16 protein-coding genes are annotated in these 25,506 nt (G+C 45.0%); 6 read left to right on the top strand and 10 right to left on the bottom strand.

Annotated features, from left to right (window positions below; all coding sequences use genetic code 11):
• The first annotated feature begins 223 nt into the window (after window positions 1–223).
• Window positions 224–11,047: an ESPR-type extended signal peptide-containing protein gene (locus tag CDG61_RS12265; protein ID WP_087549365.1), complete on the top strand. Its 10,824-nt coding sequence runs from the start codon at window positions 224–226 to the stop codon at window positions 11,045–11,047.
• Between the two features lie 85 nt (window positions 11,048–11,132).
• On the opposite strand, the gene CDG61_RS12260 is transcribed toward CDG61_RS12265, so the two are convergent.
• Complete coding sequence (locus tag CDG61_RS12260; protein WP_087549364.1) at window positions 11,133–11,822, bottom strand: pirin family protein; 690 nt, start codon at window positions 11,820–11,822, stop codon at window positions 11,133–11,135.
• A 188-nt stretch (window positions 11,823–12,010) separates the two neighbouring features.
• Window positions 12,011–13,249 (bottom strand): L,D-transpeptidase family protein, encoded by a 1,239-nt coding sequence (locus tag CDG61_RS12255; RefSeq protein WP_087549363.1) that lies wholly within the window; start codon window positions 13,247–13,249, stop codon window positions 12,011–12,013.
• Between the two features lie 208 nt (window positions 13,250–13,457).
• On the opposite strand from CDG61_RS12255, the gene hemE reads away from it, so the two are divergent.
• The 4 genes from hemE (at window position 13,458) to CDG61_RS12235 (ending at window position 17,935) form a co-directional block, all read left to right on the top strand.
• The gene (gene hemE, locus CDG61_RS12250; RefSeq protein ID WP_087549362.1) at window positions 13,458–14,531 is read left to right on the top strand and encodes a uroporphyrinogen decarboxylase; all 1,074 of its coding nucleotides are present in this window, start codon (window positions 13,458–13,460) and stop codon (window positions 14,529–14,531) included.
• A gap of 27 nt (window positions 14,532–14,558) precedes the next feature.
• A complete protein-coding gene (locus tag CDG61_RS12245) occupies window positions 14,559–15,341 on the top strand; it encodes a DUF817 family protein (protein WP_228199640.1) in 783 nt (260 codons plus the stop codon).
• A 140-nt stretch (window positions 15,342–15,481) separates the two neighbouring features.
• Window positions 15,482–15,952: a DUF3015 family protein gene (locus CDG61_RS12240; protein WP_087511891.1), complete on the top strand. Its 471-nt coding sequence runs from the start codon at window positions 15,482–15,484 to the stop codon at window positions 15,950–15,952.
• Window positions 15,953–16,048: 96 nt separating this feature from the next.
• Complete coding sequence (locus CDG61_RS12235) at window positions 16,049–17,935, top strand: DUF4105 domain-containing protein (protein ID WP_087549360.1); 1,887 nt, start codon at window positions 16,049–16,051, stop codon at window positions 17,933–17,935.
• A 212-nt stretch (window positions 17,936–18,147) separates the two neighbouring features.
• Here the strand turns inward: CDG61_RS12235 and CDG61_RS12230 are convergent, their stop codons facing one another.
• The 8 genes from CDG61_RS12230 to CDG61_RS12195 all read right to left on the bottom strand — a co-directional run bounded on the left by CDG61_RS12230 (window position 18,148) and on the right by CDG61_RS12195 (window position 24,659).
• Window positions 18,148–18,855 (bottom strand): YoaK family protein, encoded by a 708-nt coding sequence (locus CDG61_RS12230; protein ID WP_087549359.1) that lies wholly within the window; start codon window positions 18,853–18,855, stop codon window positions 18,148–18,150.
• A 43-nt stretch (window positions 18,856–18,898) separates the two neighbouring features.
• On the bottom strand, window positions 18,899–19,576 hold the full coding sequence (locus CDG61_RS12225; protein WP_087549358.1) for a YoaK family protein: 678 nt from the start codon (window positions 19,574–19,576) through the stop codon (window positions 18,899–18,901).
• An 83-nt stretch (window positions 19,577–19,659) separates the two neighbouring features.
• Complete coding sequence (locus CDG61_RS12220) at window positions 19,660–19,821, bottom strand: DUF1427 family protein (protein WP_087511887.1); 162 nt, start codon at window positions 19,819–19,821, stop codon at window positions 19,660–19,662.
• 160 nt (window positions 19,822–19,981) lie between these two features.
• Window positions 19,982–21,844, bottom strand: a complete 1,863-nt coding sequence (locus tag CDG61_RS12215) for an amidohydrolase (RefSeq protein ID WP_087549357.1) — start codon at window positions 21,842–21,844, stop codon at window positions 19,982–19,984.
• Window positions 21,845–21,914: 70 nt separating this feature from the next.
• A complete protein-coding gene (locus tag CDG61_RS12210) occupies window positions 21,915–22,601 on the bottom strand; it encodes a hydrolase (protein WP_087511885.1) in 687 nt (228 codons plus the stop codon).
• A gap of 243 nt (window positions 22,602–22,844) precedes the next feature.
• Complete coding sequence (locus tag CDG61_RS12205) at window positions 22,845–23,216, bottom strand: cupin domain-containing protein (RefSeq protein ID WP_087549356.1); 372 nt, start codon at window positions 23,214–23,216, stop codon at window positions 22,845–22,847.
• A 64-nt stretch (window positions 23,217–23,280) separates the two neighbouring features.
• Window positions 23,281–23,829 carry a GTP cyclohydrolase I FolE gene (folE, locus tag CDG61_RS12200; protein WP_171405645.1) on the bottom strand — a complete coding sequence of 183 codons (549 nt, stop codon included), beginning with the start codon at window positions 23,827–23,829 and terminating at the stop codon, window positions 23,281–23,283.
• Window positions 23,830–23,957: 128 nt separating this feature from the next.
• Complete coding sequence (locus CDG61_RS12195) at window positions 23,958–24,659, bottom strand: Smr/MutS family protein (RefSeq protein ID WP_087549354.1); 702 nt, start codon at window positions 24,657–24,659, stop codon at window positions 23,958–23,960.
• Between the two features lie 316 nt (window positions 24,660–24,975).
• On the opposite strand from CDG61_RS12195, the gene CDG61_RS12185 reads away from it, so the two are divergent.
• A complete protein-coding gene (locus tag CDG61_RS12185) occupies window positions 24,976–25,500 on the top strand; it encodes a hypothetical protein (RefSeq protein ID WP_087549352.1) in 525 nt (174 codons plus the stop codon).
• The last annotated feature ends 6 nt before the right edge of the window (window positions 25,501–25,506 follow it).

Below are 25,506 nucleotides of genomic sequence, written 5' to 3'. Positions count from 1 at the left end.
TATTCATTTTATCAGTCAGGTGCTCTAATGAGCCGTTTATTACGCATGCTTCATGCGTGGCTGAATTATTTCTATTAATAACTTGGTCATTTCTGTTTATTTGAACTTATTCCCAACAGAAGGAAAGAACCTTCTTTTGCGAATAATGTTTGCGGTGCTGATGATTTGACATGCATTGATCAATGAACAGTCCTGATTATAAGTTTGCACTGGGGACATAAAAATGAATCATGTATATCGCATTATATGGAATGAAACTCTTGGGGCATGGGTTGCTGTTGCTGAGAATGTAAAAAGAAAAGGGAAAAGATCAACAGCTAAAACAGCTTTACAGTCAGCATTTTTGTTAGCACTGCCCGTGATAGGGGTTAATGCTTATGCGTATGATGCAGTTAAAACATGCAAAACAACTTCAAATACCGCAATAAATTGTACAGACAGCAATAATTTTACACAGACAATCACGCTTGGGTCGAGCACTTACAGTAACAGTGATAATAAAGCGATAGGTGCGAAAGCGAAAGCTGAAGATGGTAAAAATGGCAGAACGGGTGTGCTGTTTGTACCTCCAACTTCAGGTAAGCCTGGAGGGGATGTGGGATTAACTTATGTTGCTGATGGTGCTGCCAGTATTGATGTAAACACTGGTGTTGTCGTCATGAAATTTAAAGCGACATCAGGCAGTGATACGCATATAAAAACAATTACTTTAACGCCAAAAGATAAACAGAAACTGACAGAATATACTGTTGTTGAAAGTACCCAAAAAAATTCAGATCCATCCGTCAATACGCCTGCCAGAACTGTGACTGCAACTGTGGCATATGATTCGGCTGATGAGGAGAAATTTACTGTTAAGATTCCATCTTATGACTTAACAATGAATTTTTCACCAACAACAAAAGCTGAGGCTGCGAGTCCTGCTGCAATAAATGACAGTCTTAATGTCATTGTGAAAGGACAGGGGAAAAATCAGACAACAGTTAAAAATAATAATGGAATTGCGATTCAGGCTGTCAATGAAGGCGGTAAAGGCGGTAAGGGTGGATCATATTATTTAGGTGGAAAAGGTAAAGCTGGTGGTGCGGGTGGTGATGCTTCTGATGCTGTGCTTAATGTTTCAAAGTTAAAAATTGAAACTACAGGTGAGTCGATTGGGCTTTATGCAGCTTCCAGGGGGGGGACTGGTGGCGATGGCGGCGGTTCATATGCTGCTGCAAATGCGCAGGGTGGAAATGGCAATCCTGGCGGTGAAGCAGGAAAGGCAGTTATTCAAACGGATAGCCTGGAAATTATTACTCATGGCAAAAATTCTGTAGGAGTTTTAGCTGTGAGTGAAGGAGGTCGTGGCGGAGATGCTGGTGGCTCAGTCGGTATTGTTTCACATCAAGGAAAGGGAAGCAGTGCAGGAAAAGCAGGATCAGTTGAAATCTCAACTGATAAAAATACGACTATCGTTTCTAATGGTGATGAATCTACAGGAATTTTAGGGCAGTCAATCGGCGGTTCAGGGGGTAATAGTGGCTATGCTGTAGGGATTGCCGCGTTGGGAGGTTCCGGTGGTTCTGGTGGTGATGCGGATAAAGTAACAATTAATAATAAATCCAGTATTACGATGAATGGCAAGAATGAGTCTTCAGCAATTATTGCTCAGTCCTTAGGTGGTGGTGGTGGTAGTGGTAAGTTTGGTGCTGGTCTGGTCACTTTAGCAGCAGAAGGGAATGTTGGTGGCTATGGTGGAAAAGTTGTTGTGGATAATCAAGCCAGCCAGTTGATTACAAAGGGTTCATTTTCGTATGGAATCCTGGCTCAATCTATTGGTGGAGGTGGTGGTAATGGTGGTACAGCAATTGGTCTGGCAGCAATAGGCGCAGAAGGTGGGGAAGGTAACAAAGCGGATGCAGTAGAAGTCACCCAATCTGGAAATATCACTACAGGTTCTAAGGAGGCAACCAATTCATCTGCCATTCTTGCTCAGTCTATTGGTGGTGGTGGTGGTAATGGCAGTACCTCCGTAGGGGTAGGTGCAGTTTCATTAGCTATCGGCGGTAAAGGTGGTAAGGGTGGAGCTGCCGGTACAGTAACTGTAGATATGCAGAGCGGCAAACTGATTACATCTGGAGCAGATTCTTCAGGGATTCGGGCTCAGTCCATTGGTGGCGGTGGTGGTAATGGCGGGGTGGCTGTATCAGCTGGTGCAGGAGTTGGTATAACGGCAAACATTGCTTTGGGGGGGAATGGTGCAGAGGGTGGTGTTGGTGGAGCAGTTAATGTAAAAGCACAGTCAGGGTCGATTGAAACATCGGGTGATTTATCAACAGGTGTCTTGGCTCAGTCGATAGGTGGCGGTGGTGGTAACGGTGGGATTACAGTTGCTGCAAGTGTAAGTTCGAGCTTAATCAGCGCAAATGTAGCTCTTGGTGGAGCAGGTGGCAAAGGCGGTAAAGCTTCGACTGTTGAGGTTGATAATGCGGCATTCATTACAACAACAGGAAATTCATCAACAGGGATTCTCGCACAATCTGTTGGTGGTGGCGGTGGTAATGGCGGTATTGCCGTAAGCGGCAGCATAGGTCCTTCTGTGTTGAATGCCAATATCGCTTTAGGCGGTAAAGGTGGGGCAGGTGGTCAGGCAGATACTGTAAAAATCATAAATAAAGCTCAAATTGTCACATCGGGAAGCAGTTCATCAGCAATCGTCAGTCAGTCGATTGGTGGTGCTGGGGGGAATGCTGGTGGTGCAGTCGCTGCTTCACTGGGCAGTGCAAATGCAGTAAATCTGGCCATTGGCGGTAAAGGTGGTGCAGGCGGAAAAGCAGGTGTTGCCAAAGTAGAAAATGATGCTGATTACATTGAAACCAATGGTGATAACTCCTCAGCGATTGTTGCACAGTCGATTGGTGGTGATGGTGGTAATGGTGGGTTTGCCGGTGCTGCCGATATCATGGGTGGAAACTCAATTGGTCTAAGTTTTGGCGGTGCAGGCTCAGCAGGCGCTGAAGCAAATAATGCGATAGTGAACAGTACGGGTGAAATTGCAACCAGAGGCAATAACTCCTCAGCGATTGTAGCCCAGTCTATTGGCGGAACTGGTGGTAATGGCGGTCTGGCACTTGCTGTTAAGGCTGGAGGCAATGGCGTATTTGCCGCAAATGTGGCTCTAGGCGGTGCTGGCGGTGCCGGCGGTCAATCCAGAGATGTTTTAGTCACAGCAAATAAATCAAAAAATTCAGCGGTAAATACAGCAACACTGTCAACAGCAGGAAATAATGCGATTGGCATATTGGCTCAATCGATTGGCGGCTCAGGCGGTAATGGCGGGTTTTCTGTAGCAGGAACGGCTTTAACAGGCGGTGGATATTCAGCAGGAGTTGCTCTGGGTGGCGGCAGCGGCGATGGCGGCAAGTCCGGGAGTGTAACCATTGAAACCGATCATAATATCGTAACTGAAGGCGATGCTTCGACAGCAATTGTGGCTCAATCGATTGGCGGTGACGGCGGCAATGGCGGATTTGCTATCAGTGCAGGATTGGATGTCAAAGCGGCTTCAGCAAATGTAAGTCTGGGTGGCGGTGCAGGTGCTGGAGGAACTTCTGGTTCTGTTAATGTAGATTCATATGGTTCAATGATAACCAATGGCTCAGGTTCAGCGGGAATCATCGCACAGTCTCTGGGTGGCAGCGGCGGTAATGGCGGTTTTGCCGTGTCTGGCGGGGCTGCAATAGGTGGAACGGTCAGTGTGGGATTGGGCGGTTCTGGCGCTATAGGCGGTAAGGCTGGTGCAGTCAGTGTAAAGGCTGGCACAAAGAAGAATGAACAAATTACTAAAACGTCTGGTGAAAGCTCAACGGGAATACTTGCTCAGTCACTTGGCGGCTCTGGCGGCAATGGCGGTTTTTCAGTAGCTGCGGGTGCCAGTGCCAATTTATATCCGAGTGCCAGTGTAGGCGTCAGTCTGGGTGGAAAGGGCGGTAATGGCGGAACATCAGATTCAGTCACATTGGTTTCAAGCAATACAGTGATTACAGAAGGGAATCTTTCATCCGGTTTACAGGCACAGTCTATTGGCGGAAGTGGCGGTAATGGCGGCTTTTCAGTTGCAGGTTCCGCAGCATTGTCTGTGGAAGGCGCGGCGGGAGCAATTTCAGTCGCACTGGGTGGTGGGGCTGGTAAAGGCGGAAACTCAGGCAATGTAAAACTGAACAGTGATGGTGATATTGAAACCTCTGGTAATTCATCTCATGGTGTCGTTGCCCAGTCAATTGGCGGTGATGGAGGCACGGGCGGTTTTGCAGCAGGTTTAAGCCTGTCGGCTTCGCTCGAAGGCGCTCCTGCATTTTCAAGTGCTGTAACTGTTGGTGGCAATGGCGGAACGGGCGGTAAATCAGGTGAGGTCAAAGTCACTGTAGATAATGATATTGTCACGCATGGCAATAATTCATCCGGTATTATTGCGCAATCGATTGGCGGCTCTGGTGGCGATGGCGGTTTTTCAACTTCGGTTTCTCTGGCGCTCAGTGCTAAGCAAGCTATCAGCTTAGGGGCAAGCGTCGGCGGTAATGGTGGTGATGCGAACACAGCAAATACAGTGTCTGTGAATAACTCCGGAAGTATTGAAACTACAGGAAACTCGTCCTCAGCGATATTGGCTCAATCCATCAATGGCAGCGGCGGTAACGGAGGATTTGCTGCAAATCTGAGCGGAGCTTTTGCGCAGGAACTGGCTTTAAGCGCTTCAGTTTCTGTTGGCGGCAAGGGCGGAAATGCTGCCGGCTATGATGCATCAACTAAAAAGAACTCAACTGCCCCGGTCAATAATGTTTCAGTTCGCAATATCGCTTCCATTGATGCAAATACTCCTGTATTAGACCAGGTACAATCAATTGCGACCGCTGGTTCGTATTCCAACGGCATTCTGGCTCAATCCATTGGCGGTAATGGCGGTAATGGCGGGTTATCAATTGCGGGCAGTATTGCTGGTTCATTAGACAGCACCGCAGCTGGAGTCAGTGTGAGTGTCGGCGGTCAAGGTGGTAATGGCGGACGTGCTGGAAACGTTGGAGTTGTAAATAAAAATTATGTCATTGCAACTGAAGGCGTAGGCTCCAGTGCAATTGTGGGGCAATCCATTGGCGGTGAGGGCGGCAATGGTGGCTTGTCAGTTGCAGCCAGCATTGCGGTCAATGCAAAAGCAGGCACAGGTAAGGCTTTGGCATTATCGGCAAGTGTTGGCGGCTTTGGAGGAAATGGCAATACTGCGGGTGAAGTCAGCATCGATTCTGATAACAGCCAGATTTTAGCGGAAAGTAAACCAGATCAGCCCATTTATACAATCCTCACGGAAAGTGCTGATTCACAAGGTATACTGGCGCAATCCATTGGCGGCGGCGGCGGCAACGGCGGACTTTCCGGAAGCTTTGCTTTAAGTATTTCAAAAGACAATTCGGCACCGGCAGCATCAGTATCGATTGGCGGTTGGGGCGGTGACGGCAACACATCTGATACTGTTACGGTACATTCAAAAGATAATATTGTCACATTCGGGAATGGATCATCAGGCATTGCTGCCCAATCCATTGCGGGCGCTGGCGGTAATGGCGGATTTGGGCTGTCGGTTGCGGCAAGCTCAAATTTGTCCGAAGATAAAAAGGCTCTGAGCGCATCAGTTGCTGTCGGTGGATTTGGCGGCAATGGTGATGCAGCTGGCAAGGTTAATGTCAATTCTGAAGGATTAATTAATACTTTTGGAAACTACAGTAACGGCGTATTAGCTCAATCCATCGGCGGCGGCGGCGGTAACGGTGGTATGGCAATGACAGTTGATGCATCACTGGCCAAAAACAGCATGGGCTTATCTGCAAGTGTTGGCGGCTGGGGCGGTACAGGCGGTACAGGCGGCGCTGTTGATGTTAAGCGTCTTGGTGATATTGCTACAGAAGGCGCGCGCGCAGCGGGAATTTTAGCGCAATCGATTGGCGGTGGCGGCGGTAACGGCGGCAACAGCTATAGTGGTTCTGTATACATTGATAGTCCTAAAAATACGGATAAGGCGACAAATATCACTGCCTCAGTCGGCGGCTTTGGCGGCAGCGGCAATACAGCAGATATTGTGACAGTCAACAGCATCGGTAATATCTTTACTTCGGGTATGTTATCCAGTGCTATTCAGGCTCAATCCATTGGTGGTGGAGGTGGTAACGGCGGCAATGCCAGCACCATGACTTTAAAGCTTCAGTGTGGTGATCTGTGTAAGGACAGTGCATCGAGCAATACAGGTAACTCTAATAGCGGCAATACAGGTACATCAGGCGGCAGCAGTACTTCGGGTTCAAATTCTACTGCAGCCTCAACCGCGAAATCAGATACCAATATTTCTTTCAGTGTTGGTGGTTGGGGCGGTATCGGAAATGATGCCGATGATGTCAATGTCACCAGTTCAGGCATACTGGCAACCTCAGGTCGTGGTTCACACGGTATTTATGCTCAGTCCATCGGCGGTGGTGGTGGCGATGGTGGAACTTCAATCGTTGAGTCCAAGGTTTTTAACCTTACGAAGGATGGAACTAAACTATTAAACCCTTCAGATATTCAGTTAAATGATAATAAATTGACCTTTGCCTTAGGTGTAGGCGGTTATAAAGGTGCGGCTGGTCAGTCTGGCGAGGTTAATGTTGAGCACGCTGGGGTTATTGTGACCGAAGGTGATAATGCCAAAGGTATTTTTGCACAGGCGATTGGCGGTGGTGGTGGTAATGGTGGTGATACTTCAGGTGCTACTGTTGGCGTAGGTGGTGGTGCATTTCAGGAAGAGCTGGCTGCAGGTATGAGTGCACTTGCTGGCGTATTGGGTCAGGATTGGGATACCCGTAATCTGACAGGTGCAGCAGGCAATGCAGATCTGGTGAGTGTTGTGACGAAGCAGACTCAGCTGGCAGGTGACATCCAGAATATCATCTATACCAAAGGTAACCGTGCTGATGCCATTTTCGCACAGTCAGTGGGTGGTGGTGGCGGTGTAGGCGGTACAGCTTCAGCAAAACTGGCAATTGGTGGTGATGGTGGGACAGCGGGTAATGGTGGCAGGGTTGTCGTAGAAAATGCATTATCCTTACTTACTGACGGGCTTTTCTCACGGGGTATTTTTGCTCAGTCAATCGGTGGCGGTGGCGGTACGGGTGGAGACGTCGAAAAGAAAGCGACAGTCGGTATCGGTGGTTCAGGTAAAAATGCAGGCAATGCAGATACTGTAACTGTTGACAATGATGCAGGTATTCTGACCAAAGGTGATGGTTCTCAGGGGATTCTCGCGCAGTCCATTGGCGGTGGTGGTGGTACGGGCGGTTCTGTTGAGCAGGCAACCATAGCAATTGGTGGTGGTACTTTAGCGAATGTCCTTGATGAAATCAGTGATGCAAAAGTAAAAGGTATACCTGTATTTACCACTGCGACTGGTGGTGATGGTCAGATTGTGACTGTCACTAACAGTACAAAAGGCACGATTGAGACACAGGGTGAACGTGCTGCTGCGATTCAGGCACAATCTATTGGTGGTGGCGGTGGTGTTGGTGGTAATGCATCAGGCTCAGTTTCAGTCGGAGGATTTGGTTCGGCAGCTGGTAATGGGCAGAATGTGATTTTGGGCAATGAAGGTATTTTACGGACCTTTGGTAAAAACTCATCGGCAATCGTAGCGCAGTCCATCGGTGGTGGCGGTGGTGATGGTGGTTCCAGTGACGGTGGTGTGGATACTAAAGACAACACAACCAAAGAAGCGTTTATTTCTGTGGGTGGCAATGGTGCGCATGCAGGTAATGCCGGGCAGGTTACGGTCACAAACTCATCAGAGTTGATTTACACAGAAGCAGAAAACTCCAGGGGAATACTGGCTCAATCCATTGGCGGTGGTGGCGGTCAGGGTGGCTCAAGCTATGGTATTGATATTGAAGGCACCATCAGTGGAGCAGCAAATACGGTCAAGGAAAAACTGGGATCCATTGGTTTAGGCAGTGGAGCAACAGCCAGTGTTATTTCCGCCATGACATCTGTCAGTGGTCTGATCAGCACAGCTCAAGGCGTAATTTCTGCTCCATTGCAGGATTATTTTAATTCGATGAAAAATGCCATCGCAGGCGGAAATGCATCGGGCGTAACTGTTAAAAATACAGGAAAAGACGGGTTGATCATCACTAAGGGCAATGGTGCTGATGCCATTGTCGCTCAGTCGATTGGTGGCGGTGGTGGTACATCGGGCAGTGCTTCAGGCATATTGATTGCAGGTGCAGCAACAGGTGCTCAGGGTAATGCCGGAACTGTAGTGGTTGAAAATGACGGTGGACTGTATACTGAAGGTGAGCATGCTGCTGCTATTGTTGCGCAGTCGATTGGTGGCGGTGGTGGTCTGAGCAGTGGTCTGGATCAGATGGCTGTCTATGCTGAACTGGGTTCATCCTCAGCATCTGGACTGGGTGATGCAGTCACTGTAAAAAATACCGGAGCCATCAATACAACAGGTCGTTTATCTCAGGCAATTATTGCGCAATCCATTTCTGGTGGTGGTGGCTCTATTGGCTTAAGCGAACAGTTATTACTGGGCGGAACCAATACATCACAAAGCCATGCTAAAAATGTATCCGTAAATAACTCAGGTTATATCGAAACTGAAACTGATGGTTCATCCGCCATTGTTGCACAGTCGATTGGTGGCGGTGGTGGTTTCGCAGCTGCGACCCAGCAGGTACTGACCGAGGGGCAGGGTTCAGGTAACAGTGGCAATATCAATATCAGCAATGTTGCAGCAGCAGGTGCCGAGTCGACAGGTATATATACAGCGGGTCGTTATGCCCACGGTATTGTTGTACAGTCTCTTGCTGGCGGTGGTGGTTATGCAAACCTGATGGATACCACAGGTAATCTGACAGGATTCTTCGCAGGTTCAGCTGGTGGTACAGGTACAGCAGGCAATATCACTGTTAATCAGCAGGGCAATATAGCGACCAAAGGACAAGGCTCATACAGTATTTTTGCGCAGAGTCAGGGTTCTACGAATGGCAATATTGAAATCAGTATTGGAAAAGACAGTGTGCTGATCGGTGGTGAAGGAACAGGCGCTGCGATTGGTATGTTTGATGGAGCGAACAATCTTCTGAGTAATGCCGGTTATCTGACTGCATTCGGGCAAACAGAAGGGCTGTATCTGGATGAAAATATGCAGCTGGCAGCCGCTGGCTGGCTGGATGCGAACGCTGTGAATGCAGGAACTGGCAATGATAATGTAGTAAACAGCGGTTTCATGACGGGTTCACTGTGGCTGGATGATGGACGTAATACCCTGACCAATGCACTGAATGCCTGGTTGCTTGCAGGAAAGAACATTCAGATGAATCTGGCAGGTGCAGCTGTAAAAGGTGAAGCTCTCAATGAAGGGAACTGGGCTGTCGGTGGAGTTAACCGAGTGGATTCCACTTATCTGGACGGTAATTTTACACAGACGGACAGTGGTGTTTTACATTGGGATTATGATCTTGACCGGGCATCTGTGCAGCCGGTTGCAACTGCAGGACTGCGCAGTTTAATGAGTACTGGGACAGGTTCGACATCAAGCCTGGGCGCATCCGATATTATGAGTGTCACAGGGACTGCGACACTGGGCGGAACCATATCAGTTAACTTATTGAACCCAGAAAAAGTCACACCTGGTCTGTTTAATCAGACACTGGTCAGTGCGACCAATGTCGTTGATACAGGATTTACTGTTTCAGCTGTTCCATCTGCGGTGGCACTGTTCAATAAAGTTGTTACAGCAAACTCATCTTCCATTCAGGCAGATATTGATTTTGCACGGACTACGCTGACTGAAAATGGACAGCACTTAGGACGGGCGATCAACGCCATTCAGCTGGCACAGGTCAGCCCCGAGTTTGAACCTGTAGCAGCCGCTCTGCTGTATCGACCTGACATCAGCGCATTACAGACCGCATATAACTCCATCAGTGGTGAAGGAAATGCTGCAATTCTGCAGACAGCATTCAACCACGGACATGGTGTGCTGAATGATGTTTCTGCACAGTCAGACTACTGGAATTCCCGGACTGCTTATGCACATCATAATGATGTCTATACCGTCATCTGTGACCAGTCTACGCCAGATGGGGCTAAATGTATTGATAACAGTCAGTGGCGCGTCTGGATTTCGGGGCAGAATGGTAAAACAGAAATCAACAGAGATCGTGACTCAGGTGCTGCAGCATATGCCGGTACCAGCTACAGAACAGTTGCAGGTCTGGATTATGCTCTAAATAAAAATACATTACTGGGTCTGGCTTTTGGTAATGCAAAAACTCAGTTTGCAGTAGAAGACAGAGCGACGACAGGTCTTGCTGAGACCAACAGTCTTGCATTTTATGTCAATAAAAATCTGGACAGAATGTATATCAAGGGTGCATTAAGTTATGACTGGCTGGATGCATCTACGAAACGTTTTGCGATGGTTGAAGGGTCGGATGTGCCAGTGATTCCTGTAGCAGGGATTTCCAGTGATCTTCAGGCAGAGTTTGAAGGCAATACGATGAATCTGCGAACTGAGGCAGGTTATAAGCTGGCATGGAAAAAACTGAACATTACACCGTTTGCAGGATTGCAGGTATCTGCTGTAAATGTGGATAGTACCCGTGAAACAGTGACAGATGGCAGTCAGGCTCTTGGGCTTGTTTACAGTGCTAACAATGCCTATTCCGTACCATTATTTGCAGGAGCTCAGTTTGATACAACCTTTATGTTCAGTGAGGGAAGTATTCAGCCTTATGCCCGACTGAGTCTGGCGCATGATTTTTCGACCAGGCGTTCAATGGAAGCGCAGTTTGCTTCAGCTCCAGGGTATAAATTTGAAGTACAGGGTGCTGTTCCGGAGAAAAACACACTGGATGTGAGTGCCGGATTTAAGATGATGTCGATTACCAACCTGTCTTTCTATGGGCAGTTTAATGGGCAGTATTCAGAAAAAGGTGCAAAAAATGAAGGCGGATCTCTGGGTCTGGAAGTTCGCTGGTAATATGCTGATCAAAGTCTGAAATATACAGATCAGATAATCATAAAAAGCCCTGACATCAGTCAGGGCTTTTTTACAGTACCTTGTTTTATCGGGTCAGATCGAACCAGATGAACTGGCTGTCTGCATTTGCAGTCAGTGTGGAAACATCATCAAACAATAACGCATCACCTGCTTTAACCGTCTGACCTGCAATATCAATTTCACCTTCAATCACATGGACATAGTTAAACTGCTGAGTTGCTTTTACTTCCAGACTGTGACCTTTTTCAAGATAAGCGGTTTTTACTTCAGCATTCTGGCGGATATGCATCGGTGCACTAGCATCTGGACCGACGATCAGATTCCATTCATTTGGATTCTGTTTTGGGTCACGCATGATCTGCTGATAATTCGGTTCTGCATTCTGTTCATTTGGAATAATCCAGATCTGAAGCATATGCACAGGAATATCGCCATTGTTGATTTCACTGTGCTGCACACCTGTACCTGCACTCATCAGCTGCCATTCACCAGCGGTAATATGACGTTCATTTCCCATGCTGTCTTTATGGGAAATTGTTCCTGAAAGCACACAGGTCAGAATTTCCATATTGTCATGCGAGTGAGTGCCGAAGCCATTATGTGCAGCAATTGTGTCATCATTAATGACACGTAAAGAACCGACACCCATAAATTTAGGGTTATACCAGCTGCCAAATGAGAAACTGTGCTTAGTATCCAGCCATCCCATTTTTACGTGACCGCGGTCTTCACTGTGATGTAGATAAGTTGTCATAGCCAACTCCGTATATTTATTTTTAACTTGAGCTTATTTTAATAGGTTGAGTCAGGCTGGAAAAACAGGAAAAAAGCAACATGTCGTTCTATATTTGAAACAGATAGAGAAAAATATACAGATCATAGAAAATTACAGTCATAAAAAAGCCTGCATATGCAGGCTTTTTCATTCAGAGAGCTGACTGATTATTCAAGGAATTTTACAGTTACGCCTGCTTTTACTTTTTTACCCAGATCATTGGCATCCCAGTTGGTCAGACGGATACAGCCGTGTGATGCTGTTTTTGAAATGGCAGATGGATTTGGTGTCCCGTGAATACCAAACGACTTTTTACTCAGACCAATCCAGATATTACCGACAGGACCGTTAGGACCAGGTGGTAAAGAAAGAGGTTTCAGGTTCTTACCTTGTACAAAGTTGCTTGGAGAGTAGCTGTACCAAGGGTTTGGAGCCACACCTGTCACTTTATATGTTCCTGTTGGCGACGGAGTATCAGAACTGCCGATGGTTGCAGGGAATGAACCGATCATCTGATTACGGCTGTTGAACAGATAAAGTTGTTTTGCACCTTTATGGGCAACAATCAGGTGAATATCTTCTGGAACTTCATTGCGGATATTTGCCACAATGATTTTTTCACCCGCTTTTTTGAATGTTGCTTTTGGATTAAGTTTTTTCAGGAACTCTTCATCCATATGGAACTTTTCACCCAGCATTTCAGTGACGCGGGTGTAGTACAGTCCTTTCATTTTTGACTGGAGTGCATAATCATGCGGAATAGAAGCTGCGTATGGTCCTTTGATGTCTGCATCAGTCAGCGTATATTCAATAAATGCAGGTTTAGAGCCCTGATTTGCAACCAGTGCATCCCATGTTTCACGGGTCAGAATACCGGTAGCTTTCAGTCCATTGATCTGCTGGAAAGATGCAATGGCTTTCAGTGTATTTTTACCGCTTGAACCATCAATTGCACCTGGAGAAGCATGTGCATTGTTCAGCATAACGTGCGCACGTGCATAAACAGGGAACTGACCTTTGCCGATATTTTCATACCATTGCGCATTGTTCAGACCATCCAGTGTCCATGATGCTTTTACAGCAGGTGTTGTTTTGTTTACTGTGGTCGAAGGCTGAGCAGATGAAGCAGGGGCTTCACCGATTGCAGCTGTTGTATCTTCAGCATTCTGCAGGTTCTGCAGTGTCTGGGATGCGTTATTCAGATCCTGTTGTTCTTGTTTGGAAATTCTGACTTCAGATGTTGCTTTTGCTGCAGATGCACCTGTTGCCAAAGGATCAATTGGATCCTCAATAGCTGTATCCGTAACGACTTTAGGATTTAATGGCTGTTCAGCTGTGGAGGCTGCAAATGCAGTTCCGGCAAAAATGCAACTTAAACTCATTGCGAGTAATGTGCGAACGAACATGAAATTCAACCTTAAGAATTATTCATTTACATTGTGAAAAACTGGACAAGTATTGCAGAAATAAAATGGTGTTGCAGTATTTGTTTTGTGTAAATCCTGAATTTATTATATTTATTTTATACAAAGTGCAGAATGCAGAGAGAAGTTATTAAAAAGTCAGACTTTTTGTTATGATATTCCAAAGATTAAACTGAAGTCAGGAAAGTGAATGACCGCCTTAAAAAATGATCGTTTTCTTCGTGCTTTACTGCGTGAACCTGTAGACACAACACCAGTATGGATGATGCGCCAGGCAGGACGGTATCTCCCTGAATATCGTGAAACCCGTGCAAAAGCCGGTGATTTTCTTTCTCTGTGCAAAAATACTGAATTTGCCTGTGAAGTGACTTTACAGCCATTACGCCGTTATGAACTGGATGCAGCGATTCTGTTTTCTGACATTCTGACTGTTCCTGATGCACTGGGTCTGGGCTTGTATTTTGAAGCAGGCGAAGGACCTAAATTTCATAAAACTGTCCGTACAGAGCAGGATGTGGCAAACCTGCCTGCATTTAATGCAAAGTCTGACCTGGCTTATGTTATGAATGCAGTCTCCACCATCCGTTCTGCTTTGGGTGGTCAGGTACCTTTGATTGGCTTCTCAGGCAGTCCATGGACACTGGCTACCTATATGGTTGAAGGTGGTTCGAGTAAAGATTTCCGCTTCACGAAACAGATGATGTATGCCCAGCCGGAAGTGCTGCACGCTTTGCTGGACAGACTTGCAGATGCTGTGATTGATTATCTGAATGCTCAGATTGATGCAGGTGCGCAGGCTGTACAGATTTTTGACAGCTGGGGTGGGGCACTGGCGCATCGTGAATATCTTGAATTTTCACTGAAATATATGCAGAAAATTGTGGCAGGTTTAAAACGTGAAAATGAAGGACGTAAAGTACCTGTCATCCTGTTCACCAAAGGTGGTGGTCAGTGGCTTGAGCCAATGATTGCAACCGGTGCAGATGCATTTGGACTGGACTGGACCACGCCGTTGAATGTTGCCCGCCAGACAGTCAATGGACGTGCAGCACTGCAGGGTAACCTGGATCCTGCGACTTTATATGGTTCAGCAGCCAGCATTGAAAAGGCAACCAGAGCCATGCTGGATGATGCTTATGCCAATGGTGAAAAAACGGGTTATGTCGCAAATTTAGGTCATGGCATTACTCAGTGGGTTGATCCTGCACGTCCGAAAGCATTTATTGATACAGTGCATGAATACAGTGCGAAATATCTGGGTTAATCAGTATTGAAGACCTGGTTCGTTTCAATTTTTGAATTTTCCTCTAAGGCAGCGTTTGCTGCCTTATTTGGTATTTTGTTGCTGGTTGCTTTTGTGGTGACTGCACCCATGGGCAGCGATCCTGTTTATGGCTTTTTCCGTTATGACTTTCTGCTGTTCTATGCCCTGATTATTCAGGTCTGTCTGCTGTATCTGAAACTGGAGTCCTGGGCTGAAGCTAAAGTTATTGCACTGTTTCATCTTATGGCAATGGTGATGGAAGTTTTTCTGACACATCCTCAGATTGCTTCCTGGCAATATCCTCAGCCCGCCGTGTTTAAAATTATGACGGTGCCGTTATTTGCGGGGTTTATGTATTCGGCAGTCGGCAGTTTTTTTGCCCGTTCACTGCGTCTGTATCACGTTTCATTTGAGAAACTGCCTGGTTTTGCCAATATGCTCTGCCTTGCGATACTTTCTTATATGAATTTTATGAGTAAGTTTTTTATACCGGATTTCCGAAATCTACTTTTTCTGTGGAGCATCATTATTTTCTGGAAAACCCACATCAGGTTTGAATTAAAACATCATCAGTTTGCATTACCTATGTTACCTGTCCTGATCCTGCTGGCATTTATTATCTGGGTGGCAGAAAATATCAGTACGTTCTATAAAATCTGGCTTTATCCAAGTCAGGTGGATGCCTGGCATATGGTCGGCTGGGGCAAACTGGGTTCCTGGTATTTACTTTTACTGCTGAGTCTGGTTTTAGTCTTAAAAATACTTGGAATACGCTCAGAGAATGGTCAATGGAAATTAAAAGACAAATAAATTCAGCTGTTTAATTTTAAATATGAATATCTGTAATAATTTGTTTTGCGTTCCTGGATTGATAACGCTACATTAAAAGCGTGTAATAAAATTTACACAATGAAAAACTAGAAACACTGAAAAAAATTCTGGAGAAGTTTATGTTAAAGAAACTGGCATTGGCTGCTGTTTTGGCAGTAGGTTCTACAGCTGCATTTGCAGATAAAGATGTAGGTTGTGGTGTGGGTACACAGGTTTGGGCAGGACAGAAAGGTGTAATTCCTAAAATCCTTGCTGCAACAACGAACGGTATTTTTACTAATCAGCTGCTGGGTATTACTTTCGGTACTTTAGGTTGTGGTAAAGGTGGTACAGTTACTGCACAGGTTGTAACATTCACAAATGAAAACTCAGAATCACTTGCTCGTGATATGGCTGTAGGTCAGGGTGAAAGCCTGAATGTTCTTGCAGAACTGATGAGCATCAAATCTGAAGATAAAGCACGTTTCTTCGCTGTTTCTAAACAGAATTTCTCAGAAATCTATTCTGTTGAAAATCAGAATTCATTACAGGTTCTTGCAAGTCTTCAGACTGTAATGGCAAATGATGAAGTATTAAAAGCTTACGTTTAATTGTAAGTGAGAGAAACCCTGTCATACTGGCAGGGTTTTTTCTTATTAAAAAATCCATATTCTATAAAGTCATAATAAAGAAAGCGCCAGAGCTGAATGAAATTTACCGCCTTGTTTTTTTCTCTGATCTCCATGACTGTTGCAGCAACTGAACACTCCTCTGAGAGTATTGTTCAGCACTATCAGCAGCAGGCACAGCATAAAAATCTTGAACAGGATATTACCTGGAAAAGACTGATGTATCTGAATGATCGGGGAGAAAGTGATGTCAGTTATTCAGGTTATTTTCAGTCGAAAAATGGAAAGACCCAGCAAAAACAGGAATTAATGGCAAATATTGAAGGGCTGTTTGCACAGGTTTCACCTGATCAGTCTGTGCGTTGCAGATTTCCGGCAAGAAGCAACTGGCTGATCAGACAGCTCAGTATTCCTGCAGATAAACTGCCCGATGTAGCCTGTCCTGAGTTTGATCGGTGGATCGGTCAGATCAAACCGCATAAAGCGACCCTGATCTATGCAACAGACTTTATGGGCAATCCCAGTTCCATGTTTGGACATACCCTGTTAAGACTTGATCCTAAAGATCAGAAACAGTTAAATCTGGTGTCTTACGCTGTCAATTATGCAGCGACAGTCAATGGTAATGACAACTGGTCCTATGCCTGGAAAGGTCTGACAGGGCAGTATCCAGGGGAGTATTCCCTGATGCCGTATTACCGTAAGGTCAAAGAATATGGTGACTTTGAAAGCCGTGACCTGTGGGAATATGAGCTGAATCTGACTCATGAAGAAACCCAGATGCTGGTGGAGCATATCTGGGAAATGCAGAAAGTCAGCTTTCCTTACTATTTTGTCAGTGATAACTGTGCTTATCGTTTACTGGGGCTGATTGATCTGGTACGTCCAGAGCTGAATCTGAAAGATCAGTTCAGTGTCGCTGCAATCCCTGTGGAAACCCTCAAGTCCATTGCTCAACAGGATCTGGTTACAGAAACGGTTTATCGTCCTGCACTGGAAACACAGTTACTTTCTCAGGCAGCACAGCATGGGAAACGACTTGCAAGAGAAGCACATGCAGTTGCCTATGCAGAACTAGGGAAGATGTCGTCTCACCTGGAAAAATATACTTCCAGTGAGCAGGCAAAAATCCTTGAAATGGCTTATGACGATTTATATCTTAAATTTACCTCCAGACAGGTGGATGAAAGCTTTGCTCAGCCCCGGTTCAGGCAGTTGCTGGGTTTACGCAGTCGGATTGATATTGAAAAGCAGCGCAGCGCACCAGAGCAGCCAAAGACAAATCCGGTTCAGTCGCATCATGCCCGAAATTTTTCAGTTCAGGCAGGTGAAGTCCAGGGTGATAAATTCGTTCAGCTCGGACACAGACAGGCATATCATGATCTGAGAGATCCTCAGGGTGGCTTCAGAACAGGAACTCAGCTGATGTTCTGGGATGGTTCGGTGCAGTATCGTGACGACCGTTTGAAGCTGAATCATTTTGACTTTCTTTCGGTCAACTCCTATAACCCTGTGACGCCATTTAAAACACCATTGAGCTGGGGCTTCAATCTGGGCTGGCAACAGGAAGCTGTTCACAAGGGCGTGTTCAGTGAAAATGAACAGCATGGTGTATTCAGTTTCAAAGCTCAGATGGGAAGCACACTGGCCACGCAGTCACGTAAACATCTGTGTTATGTACAGATACAGAATTATGCTCAGGCAGGTAAAGCGCTTGATAATGGCTGGCGTGTCGGAATGGGACCAACGGCGGGTTGTCAGAATATATGGACGGATAAAGTGAATAGCCTGATTCAGGTGGAACTGCCTTACTGGGAAGATTCACATCAATGGAATCTACGGCTGAACAGCGCGGTACAGTATTCTCTGAATCAGCAGAACTCCATCAGCCTGAACTGGGAGTATCAGCAGCAGAATGATCTGGACTGGATGAAGTATGGTATCGGTTTTTATCATTATTTTTAAGTGATCGTTAATAAGGGGGTAAAAACACCCCTGAACCAGCATGTCATGAATCTGTTCTCTGTCGTTTGTTGCTTTTTATTTATTTAAAAATCACGGGTATATTTTGTCTATATCTAAGCATGATGACATAACTTTCACTCCAGATCCTGTGTCATTTACATCAGGATCTGATCTCTGTTTTAAATGATTGTTATGAAAATACAGAAAAATGTCTATTTTTCGGGTGTTTTAAAACGCTGCTGAGAAGCGAGGAATGCCAGATATAAAACTGGAATAATGAAGAATGCCACGCTCCAGAAATCCAGCTGTACATATAAATAAGCACCTGCAAATGCACCGAATACAAAACCCAGCACGATGCTTAAACTTTTGATCAGTGCTTTTTTATGTTCAGCTGAACGGTGTCGCACATAATGTGATAAATCAATGCCCAGTTGAGTGGTGTTGCCTGTCATCATGGTGCTTGGGCTGATGTGTTTAATCAGGGTTTTACTGGATGTATTACGTATTGCCAGTGCGATGAGTCCCAGCCCACCAGTGATGGCAACACCAATATTATCTGCATCTTTGAATGGTTCAAAAAACAGACCGGCTGCCATAAAAGCCGTTAAAAACAGGGCTTCAGCAATAAACAGATAAGTCAGAGTTTTATGCTTCGCTGAACTGCGGTCAATCAGAAATTTAGTGAGGGCAACCGTCAAAATAAACAGTGGAATAGCTGCAAGTTTAATCCATATACCTGCACCGCCTTTGACCCATGCTGCGCCAGCCAGCACCAGGTTACCTGTGACATGAGCCGTAAAAAAACCGAATAAAGCAATAAAACCAATGGTATCAATAGCACCACCGACCACGGTCAGAATAATCGGGTCACGGCAGTCTTTCCAGAACGCTGGATTTTGTGATGAAGTTTCAGACATTTCTATTTCCTGATCATTTTAATATGAACACACAGCCTGACCATCAGGCTTTTTTATAATCTTCTTTTTTCAGATAAGCGAGTACGGTCAGTACGGGTGGAATAATAAATATCCACAGTAAAGCAAAGTGATAGACCAGTGCAGCAATGGCACAACCCAGCGCAAAACAGAACATGGTCGGTAAAATATTTTGAATACGGGCAGTAATCTGTACTTTTTTCTCTGTATCGGGTTTGCGGAGCAGATCTGCAACATCAAGCATGAGCTGGGTGGTTGAACCTGTCATGACGGTTGTCGGAGACTCCTTGACCCAGTGCAGCCGATGCATGGCATTCTGAATCGCCATCGCGCTGACCAGTAACATACCCACAATAAAACTGGGCCAGGTATCTGTTTGTGGGAACGGCAAATAAAAAACAGATAAAACAGCGGCAAGGCTGAACAGAATAATTTTGGAAATCAGCAGAAATTCATAAGAACTTTTATGAGCCTGAACAAGACGTAAATCAACTAATCGCGTCAGGAGTACCATTAGACAGAACATGGGCAAGGCAAACAGTTTGGCAAAGGCACCAGTCGGGCTGTCATTGACCAGTGCTGCTCCTAAAGTCACAAAGTTACCCGTCACATGTGCTGCAAAAAGTCCATGCAGTGCAAGGAAACTTGCCGTATCTACATAGCCTGCATTAAAGCTTAAAATTTTGGTTAAATTGAAACGCATTGCTGGATAATCCGTGATGATGAGAGATATTGTTATGGATTGCCTAAGGCAAAACAGGGTGATCCGCTCTTTTTATTCAGTGCTTAAATCAGGTTTTTGATCCATGGAATAAGCTGTTCACCAACGACGATTCCCAGTAATCCAAGTAATGCGACCATGGGAGGAGCAGGAGATTTTACATTCAGCATTGAATATAAAATGCCGACAAGCAGTCCAACTGCCAGAGAAATCAGATATACCTTCATGATGTATCCTGGGAAAAATTAAATTTATTTCTGGTGGTCTCAGGGAAATCAGATGCACAATCTGTCATTTTCAGTTTTAAGACCTAATATTGAGAGACTGTGCATTGATAAAAATTCCCTCTGAGTGCTACAGATCGTTCAGATGGTTTTGAACAGGGCATCAGAATGCAAAACATGAACAGCCCAGTGCACCCCAGAACGATTTTTTGTCTTTGACAGGGACTTCCATAAACCATGCATGACTGTGACCATGCATGCCACAGCTGTTTGAACATGCGCAGGACTCGGACTGCAAGGGTTGTAAAGATGGTGCATTGCGGTTTTCCGAACGACGCCAGTAGCCACCAAATTTTTTCACTGGTGACCAGTCGGGCGAAGCCGGTGGTAAAGGAGGATCATCCTGTTTAAATTCGGCACCTGCATAAACCACTTTTCCGCCCATGACAGTCAGTACAGATTCAATCCACTGAATATTTTCAGCTTCAACCTGGAAGTAGTCATCAGACAGGACAACCAGATCTGCATATTCGCCCGCAGTTAAAGCACCTTTCACATTCTGCTCGCCTGAGAACCATGCAGAACCTTTGGTCCAGAGTTCCAGTGCGGTTTTACGGTCCAGAATATTCTTTTCATCAAACAGGCTTAAACCGCCCAGTGTTTTGCCTGTAGAGAGCCAGTACAGACATACCCATGGGTTATAGGAGGCTACTCGGGTTGCATCAGTACCAGCCCCGACAGGAACACCCAGTTCAAGCATTTTCTTTACAGGTGGTGTTGCAGCCGCAGCTTCCTGTCCATAACGCTGAACAAAGGTTTCACCCTGGAAAGCCATACGGTGCTGAATGGCAATACCACCGCCCAGTGCACCAATCCGTTCAATATTCCGTTCAGAAACTGTTTCTGCATGGTCAATGATAAAACGGGTTGCAAAGGGTTGTCTGGAGTTGACCCGCTCAAAAACATTCAGCATCCGGTCAATACTTTCATCATAGGTGGCATGAATACGGAACGGCCATTTTTTCTCTGCCAGTAATTCCACGATGCTTTCCAGTTCACTTTCCATATTTTCAGGCAGGACAGGGCGTGGTTCGACAAAGTTTTCAAAATCACCTGCAGACCAGGTCAGGTTTTCACCAGCGCCATTGACCTGCAATAATGAATCGCCATCTCCAGGAAATGTCATATCTGTCCATTTCTGATAATCCTGCAGTTCTGAACCTGCCTTTTGGGCAAACAGGTTATAAGCAATACGCACAGTCATCTGATCATTTTTATGCAGTTCATTGATTACGGCATAATCATCTGGATAATTCTGTCCACCACCCCCTGCATCAATTGCAGAGGTGATGCCTAAACGGTTCAGTTCACGCATGAAATGGCGGGTGGAATTGACCTGATCTTCCACGGGCAAAGTCGGTGCTTTGCCTAAGGTGGAATACAGAATCATGGCAGATGGTGTAGCGAGCAGTAAGCCAGTCGGTTCACCTTTTTCATCGCGCTGAATCTTTCCACCTGGTGGATCGGGGGTGTCTTTGTTGAAGCCCAGTACATTCAGTGCGGCACGGTTGAGCATGGCACGGGCATACAGGTGTAAAACAAATACAGGGGTATCAGGAGCTGCTTTATTCAGTTCTTCGAGTGTAGGTAAGCGTCGCTCAACAAACTGAAACTCTGACCAGCCACCGACCACACGAACCCATTGAGGAGCAGGGGTGTTATCTGCCTGTTCTTTCAGTAATCTGAGTGCATCTGCGACAGAGGGAACACCTTCCCAGCGCAGTTCCATGTTGTAATTCAAGCCACCACGGATAATGTGCAGGTGACTGTCATTCAGACCCGGAATGACCCGACGGCCATTCAGATCAATAATTTTTGTGTCTCGATCAGCCAGTTTTAAAATGTCCTGGTTGTCACCCACCTGAAAGATTTTTCCGTCACTGATGGCAAGTGCTTCCACTTCAGGATGCTGTCGATCAAGCGTTGTAATTTTTCCGTTTTTATATATGACCTGTATTGCAGACATGACAATTTCCTTTTATGACAATGGTTGTACATCAAGAAAAAAGAAGGCGTACCAAAGTACGCCCTGATTGTTATTTTGCTGGAACTGGTGCAACAGTTTCATGCTGGGACTGAGTACGCTGAGGTGCTTTATGTACCATGGTATATGCATAGTCCACACCCATACCGTATGCGCCAGAATGTTCACGGACGATATCCATTACCGCGTCATAGCTGTCGCGTTTAGCCCAGTCACGTTGCCATTCGAGCAGCACCTGCTGCCAGGTGACAGGAATGACACCTGCCTGAATCATACGCTGCATGGCATAGTCATGTGCTTCTTTTGTTGTACCACCCGAAGCATCTGCGACCATATAGATTTCATAATCTGTGTCGTGCAGGGCACTCAGAGCAAAAGTTAAATTACACACTTCAGTCCATAGACCTGAAACAATAATTTTTTTACGTTGATTTTTTGCCAGTGAATCACGGACTTTCTGATCATCCCACGAATTCATGGAAGTACGTTCAAGCAGTGGCAGGTCTGGAAATACATCGAGCAGTTCAGGATAGGTATGACCTGAAAAACTGTCTGTTTCTACGGTTGTGATTGTGGTTGGAATATTAAAAACTTTAGCTGCTTTAGCCAGTCCAACCGTATTGTTCTTTAATACCTGACGGTCGATGGACTGTACACCAAAAGCCATCTGTGGCTGATGATCAATAAAAATAATCTGTGAGTTTTCTGGTGTTAAAACCTGTAAAATTGATTTATTCATTTTAATCCTCGGATCGCTGTTCGATCATCATTCTGTTGTAATCAAGAATAGCGGAAAGAAAAAATGAAATAAGTGTGATTAATATGACGCTTCTTATTATTTTTGAAACGCCGTCGATATTTTTTTGACTGGTGTCGGCTTAATGTCTGTTTTTATTTAATTATTTAAAAATGCAGCTTAAAGCAAAAGCTGAAAATGAGTGAGATCTGAATCATCACTCATTGCTGTAATGATTGTATCTGGTTATTCAGCCACGGGTGCTTCAACCACAACGAAGTATTTTTTAACCGCTTCAAGCACTTCAAATGTGCCTTTGAATGCGGGCGGAATGATGCCTGCTTCACCTGCTTTGACTTCTATAAATGAATTATTCTCAGCATTGTGAATACGTACAATACCTTCAATAATATTGAAAAATTCCTGCTTATTGTCTGCAAATACAATATTCCATGCACCGACTTCACATTGCCATATGCCGCAGTTCATATTGGGATGTTCATACAGACTCGTGGTTAAGCGTTTAGGATTACCTTTCACTAAACGGTCAGGACGCGGGTAATCTACGGTTGTTTCGCTGCTTGTTAAGCCTTGACCGGCAAGCCAGAGATCAGACATTTTAAAATCCCTATATAAACAAAAGCCCCAATAAAATTGAGGCCTGGAAAAATATTTTTAAAACTTAGTGTGCTTCAGGCACAGCCATGAGGAATTCACGACGGTCTTCTTTATTGGTTTTAAAATCACCGATAAAAGATACGGTACGGGTTGTGGATTCCTGTTTGCTGACACCACGCATCATCATACACATGTGAGCAGAGTCAATCACAACAGCAACACCACGTGCCTGAGTTACTTCAGCAACGGCTTCAGCAATCTGCTGTGTCAGCTGTTCCTGAATCTGTAGACGACGGGCAAACATTTCAGTGATGCGGGCAAATTTAGATAAGCCTAAAACATTGCCTTCCGGCAGATAGGCAATATGGACACGACCATGAAACGGCAGTAAATGATGCTCACACAGCGAATAAAATTCGATGTTTTTGACCAGTACCATTTCATGGTTATCGGAAGGGAAGACCGCATTGTTGGTCACTTCTTCCAGTGTTTTGCTATAGCCAGACGTCAAGTACGAAAAAGCTTTAGCCGCACGCATAGGCGTATCTTTCAGACCAGGACGATCCAGGTCCTCGCCAACGGCAGTTAAAATATTTGCGTAGGATTGCTGCATAGACATAAAACGTGTTCACTTTATACGGGTTGAACAAGGACGGCATTGTAGCAGAAAAAAAGCTGATTTTTGCTAATCATAAGATAAACCGTCACTTAGGAGGGGTATTTACCAGTTAAAATCAAGGGTTATGACGTGGTGTTAAATTTAGGGTTTTTCTCAGCACGTTTCAGCAGGACTAAAACTGCACCCGTTCCACCCTGTTTTTCAGGCGCACTGACAAATGCCAGTACATCACGATGCTGACGTAGCCAGCCATTGACATAAGTTTTGAGAATGGCTTCAGGACCTTTGCCATGCACAATTTTAATGACATTCTGGTTTTCTGCTTTAGCAATCTGAATAATCTGTAACACCGCAGAACGCGCTTCTTCAACAGTACAGCCATGTAAATCCACTGCCTCAAACCAGCGAAGATTTCCTGCTTTCAGATCTTCAAAAACTTTATGCTGTAAGGTGGCAATACGATAGCTCAATGTTGCCTGACTTGCGACTGGATTTAATACAGCCTGTGTATCTGATAATTCTGCATCATCAGTTTCAAATGCACCTTCTGCAGCAGCACGTTTTGCTAATATTTTTGCATCGGGTTTTTTACGTACATCTGTACGTTCGATTTTAGCAATATTGCTGTTGTCGATTTTTTTCACGCCACCTAAAGCCGTTTTAAATAAATCAGCATCACTGATTTCTTCAGGTGCGACTTCCTGCACTTTCTTCTGTTCATGTTGTACGGCAACTTTAGAAGAATGTGGATGGGTGATTTGTTTTTTGAACTGTTTTAATAAATCGAGCTGTGATTTAGAGAAGGGTGAATCTGAATTACTCATAATTGCAAAAAACAGTAAATGACCATATTTGCTGTGAATTATAGTCTGATTTCATTGAAATTTGAACCGAAATACATAGTGCTAACCATTCACGAACTACTTTCAGGTCAGCATACAGAGACAATTGTTGAGCTTCGTCATGATCTGAAATGGCTCTGTTTTTCATACCTAAAGTGCTTCCAGAGGCAGCCTTGTCAGAGTGACTGAGCCCTACAGTGCTGTTAAAAGCAGGTGGCATACCTGATTGTTTTACAAACATGAAAAGTATAGTGTTATAATTAATATCTATATTTTACAAATACTTAATTGAATATTAATGAAAACTGAACTGATTGTTTTAGCGATAGGTATGATGGTTAATACAGCAACTTTTGCAGAGGGGTTTAACTGGGGGAAGCTGAAAGAGGGTTTAACAACCTATGTACTGAATCCTGTTCTTTTACCGAATAACCCTGAACTGGTACGTGGCAAGGTGGTTGGGGAAGATGCCAGTGCTGTACCGGAAATCAACAGTAAGATGACATCCAGACAGATTACATTTGCCATCAGTTATTATGAAAAGCTTTTTGATCAGAAAGTGTCAGAGTTTATTCAGGCAAACCGTGATGACCTGGATCTAAGCCGAAAGATTAAAATATTATGTGAAGCTGAAAGTGCCGCGATCAATGTGATGCAGGTTCATACATCGAATGGAGGAAGGAAAGATTTATCCGCAGCTGCTTTAAAGCTGATGTCAGAAAAAGATAAGTATTACAACGAGCAGCGAAGAGAAATGGTGTATGAGCAAAGACGTTTGAATGGTTCCAATGTGAACTGTTTTGATTATTTTCCATATAAATAAAAATAA

This window comes from Acinetobacter sp. WCHAc010052, from assembly GCF_002165295.2.
In the GTDB taxonomy this organism is placed as follows: Bacteria; Pseudomonadota; Gammaproteobacteria; order Pseudomonadales; family Moraxellaceae; genus Acinetobacter; species Acinetobacter chinensis.
The sequence above is the reverse complement of the archived record's forward strand: the minus strand, read 5'-3'. Positions and strand labels throughout refer to the sequence as shown.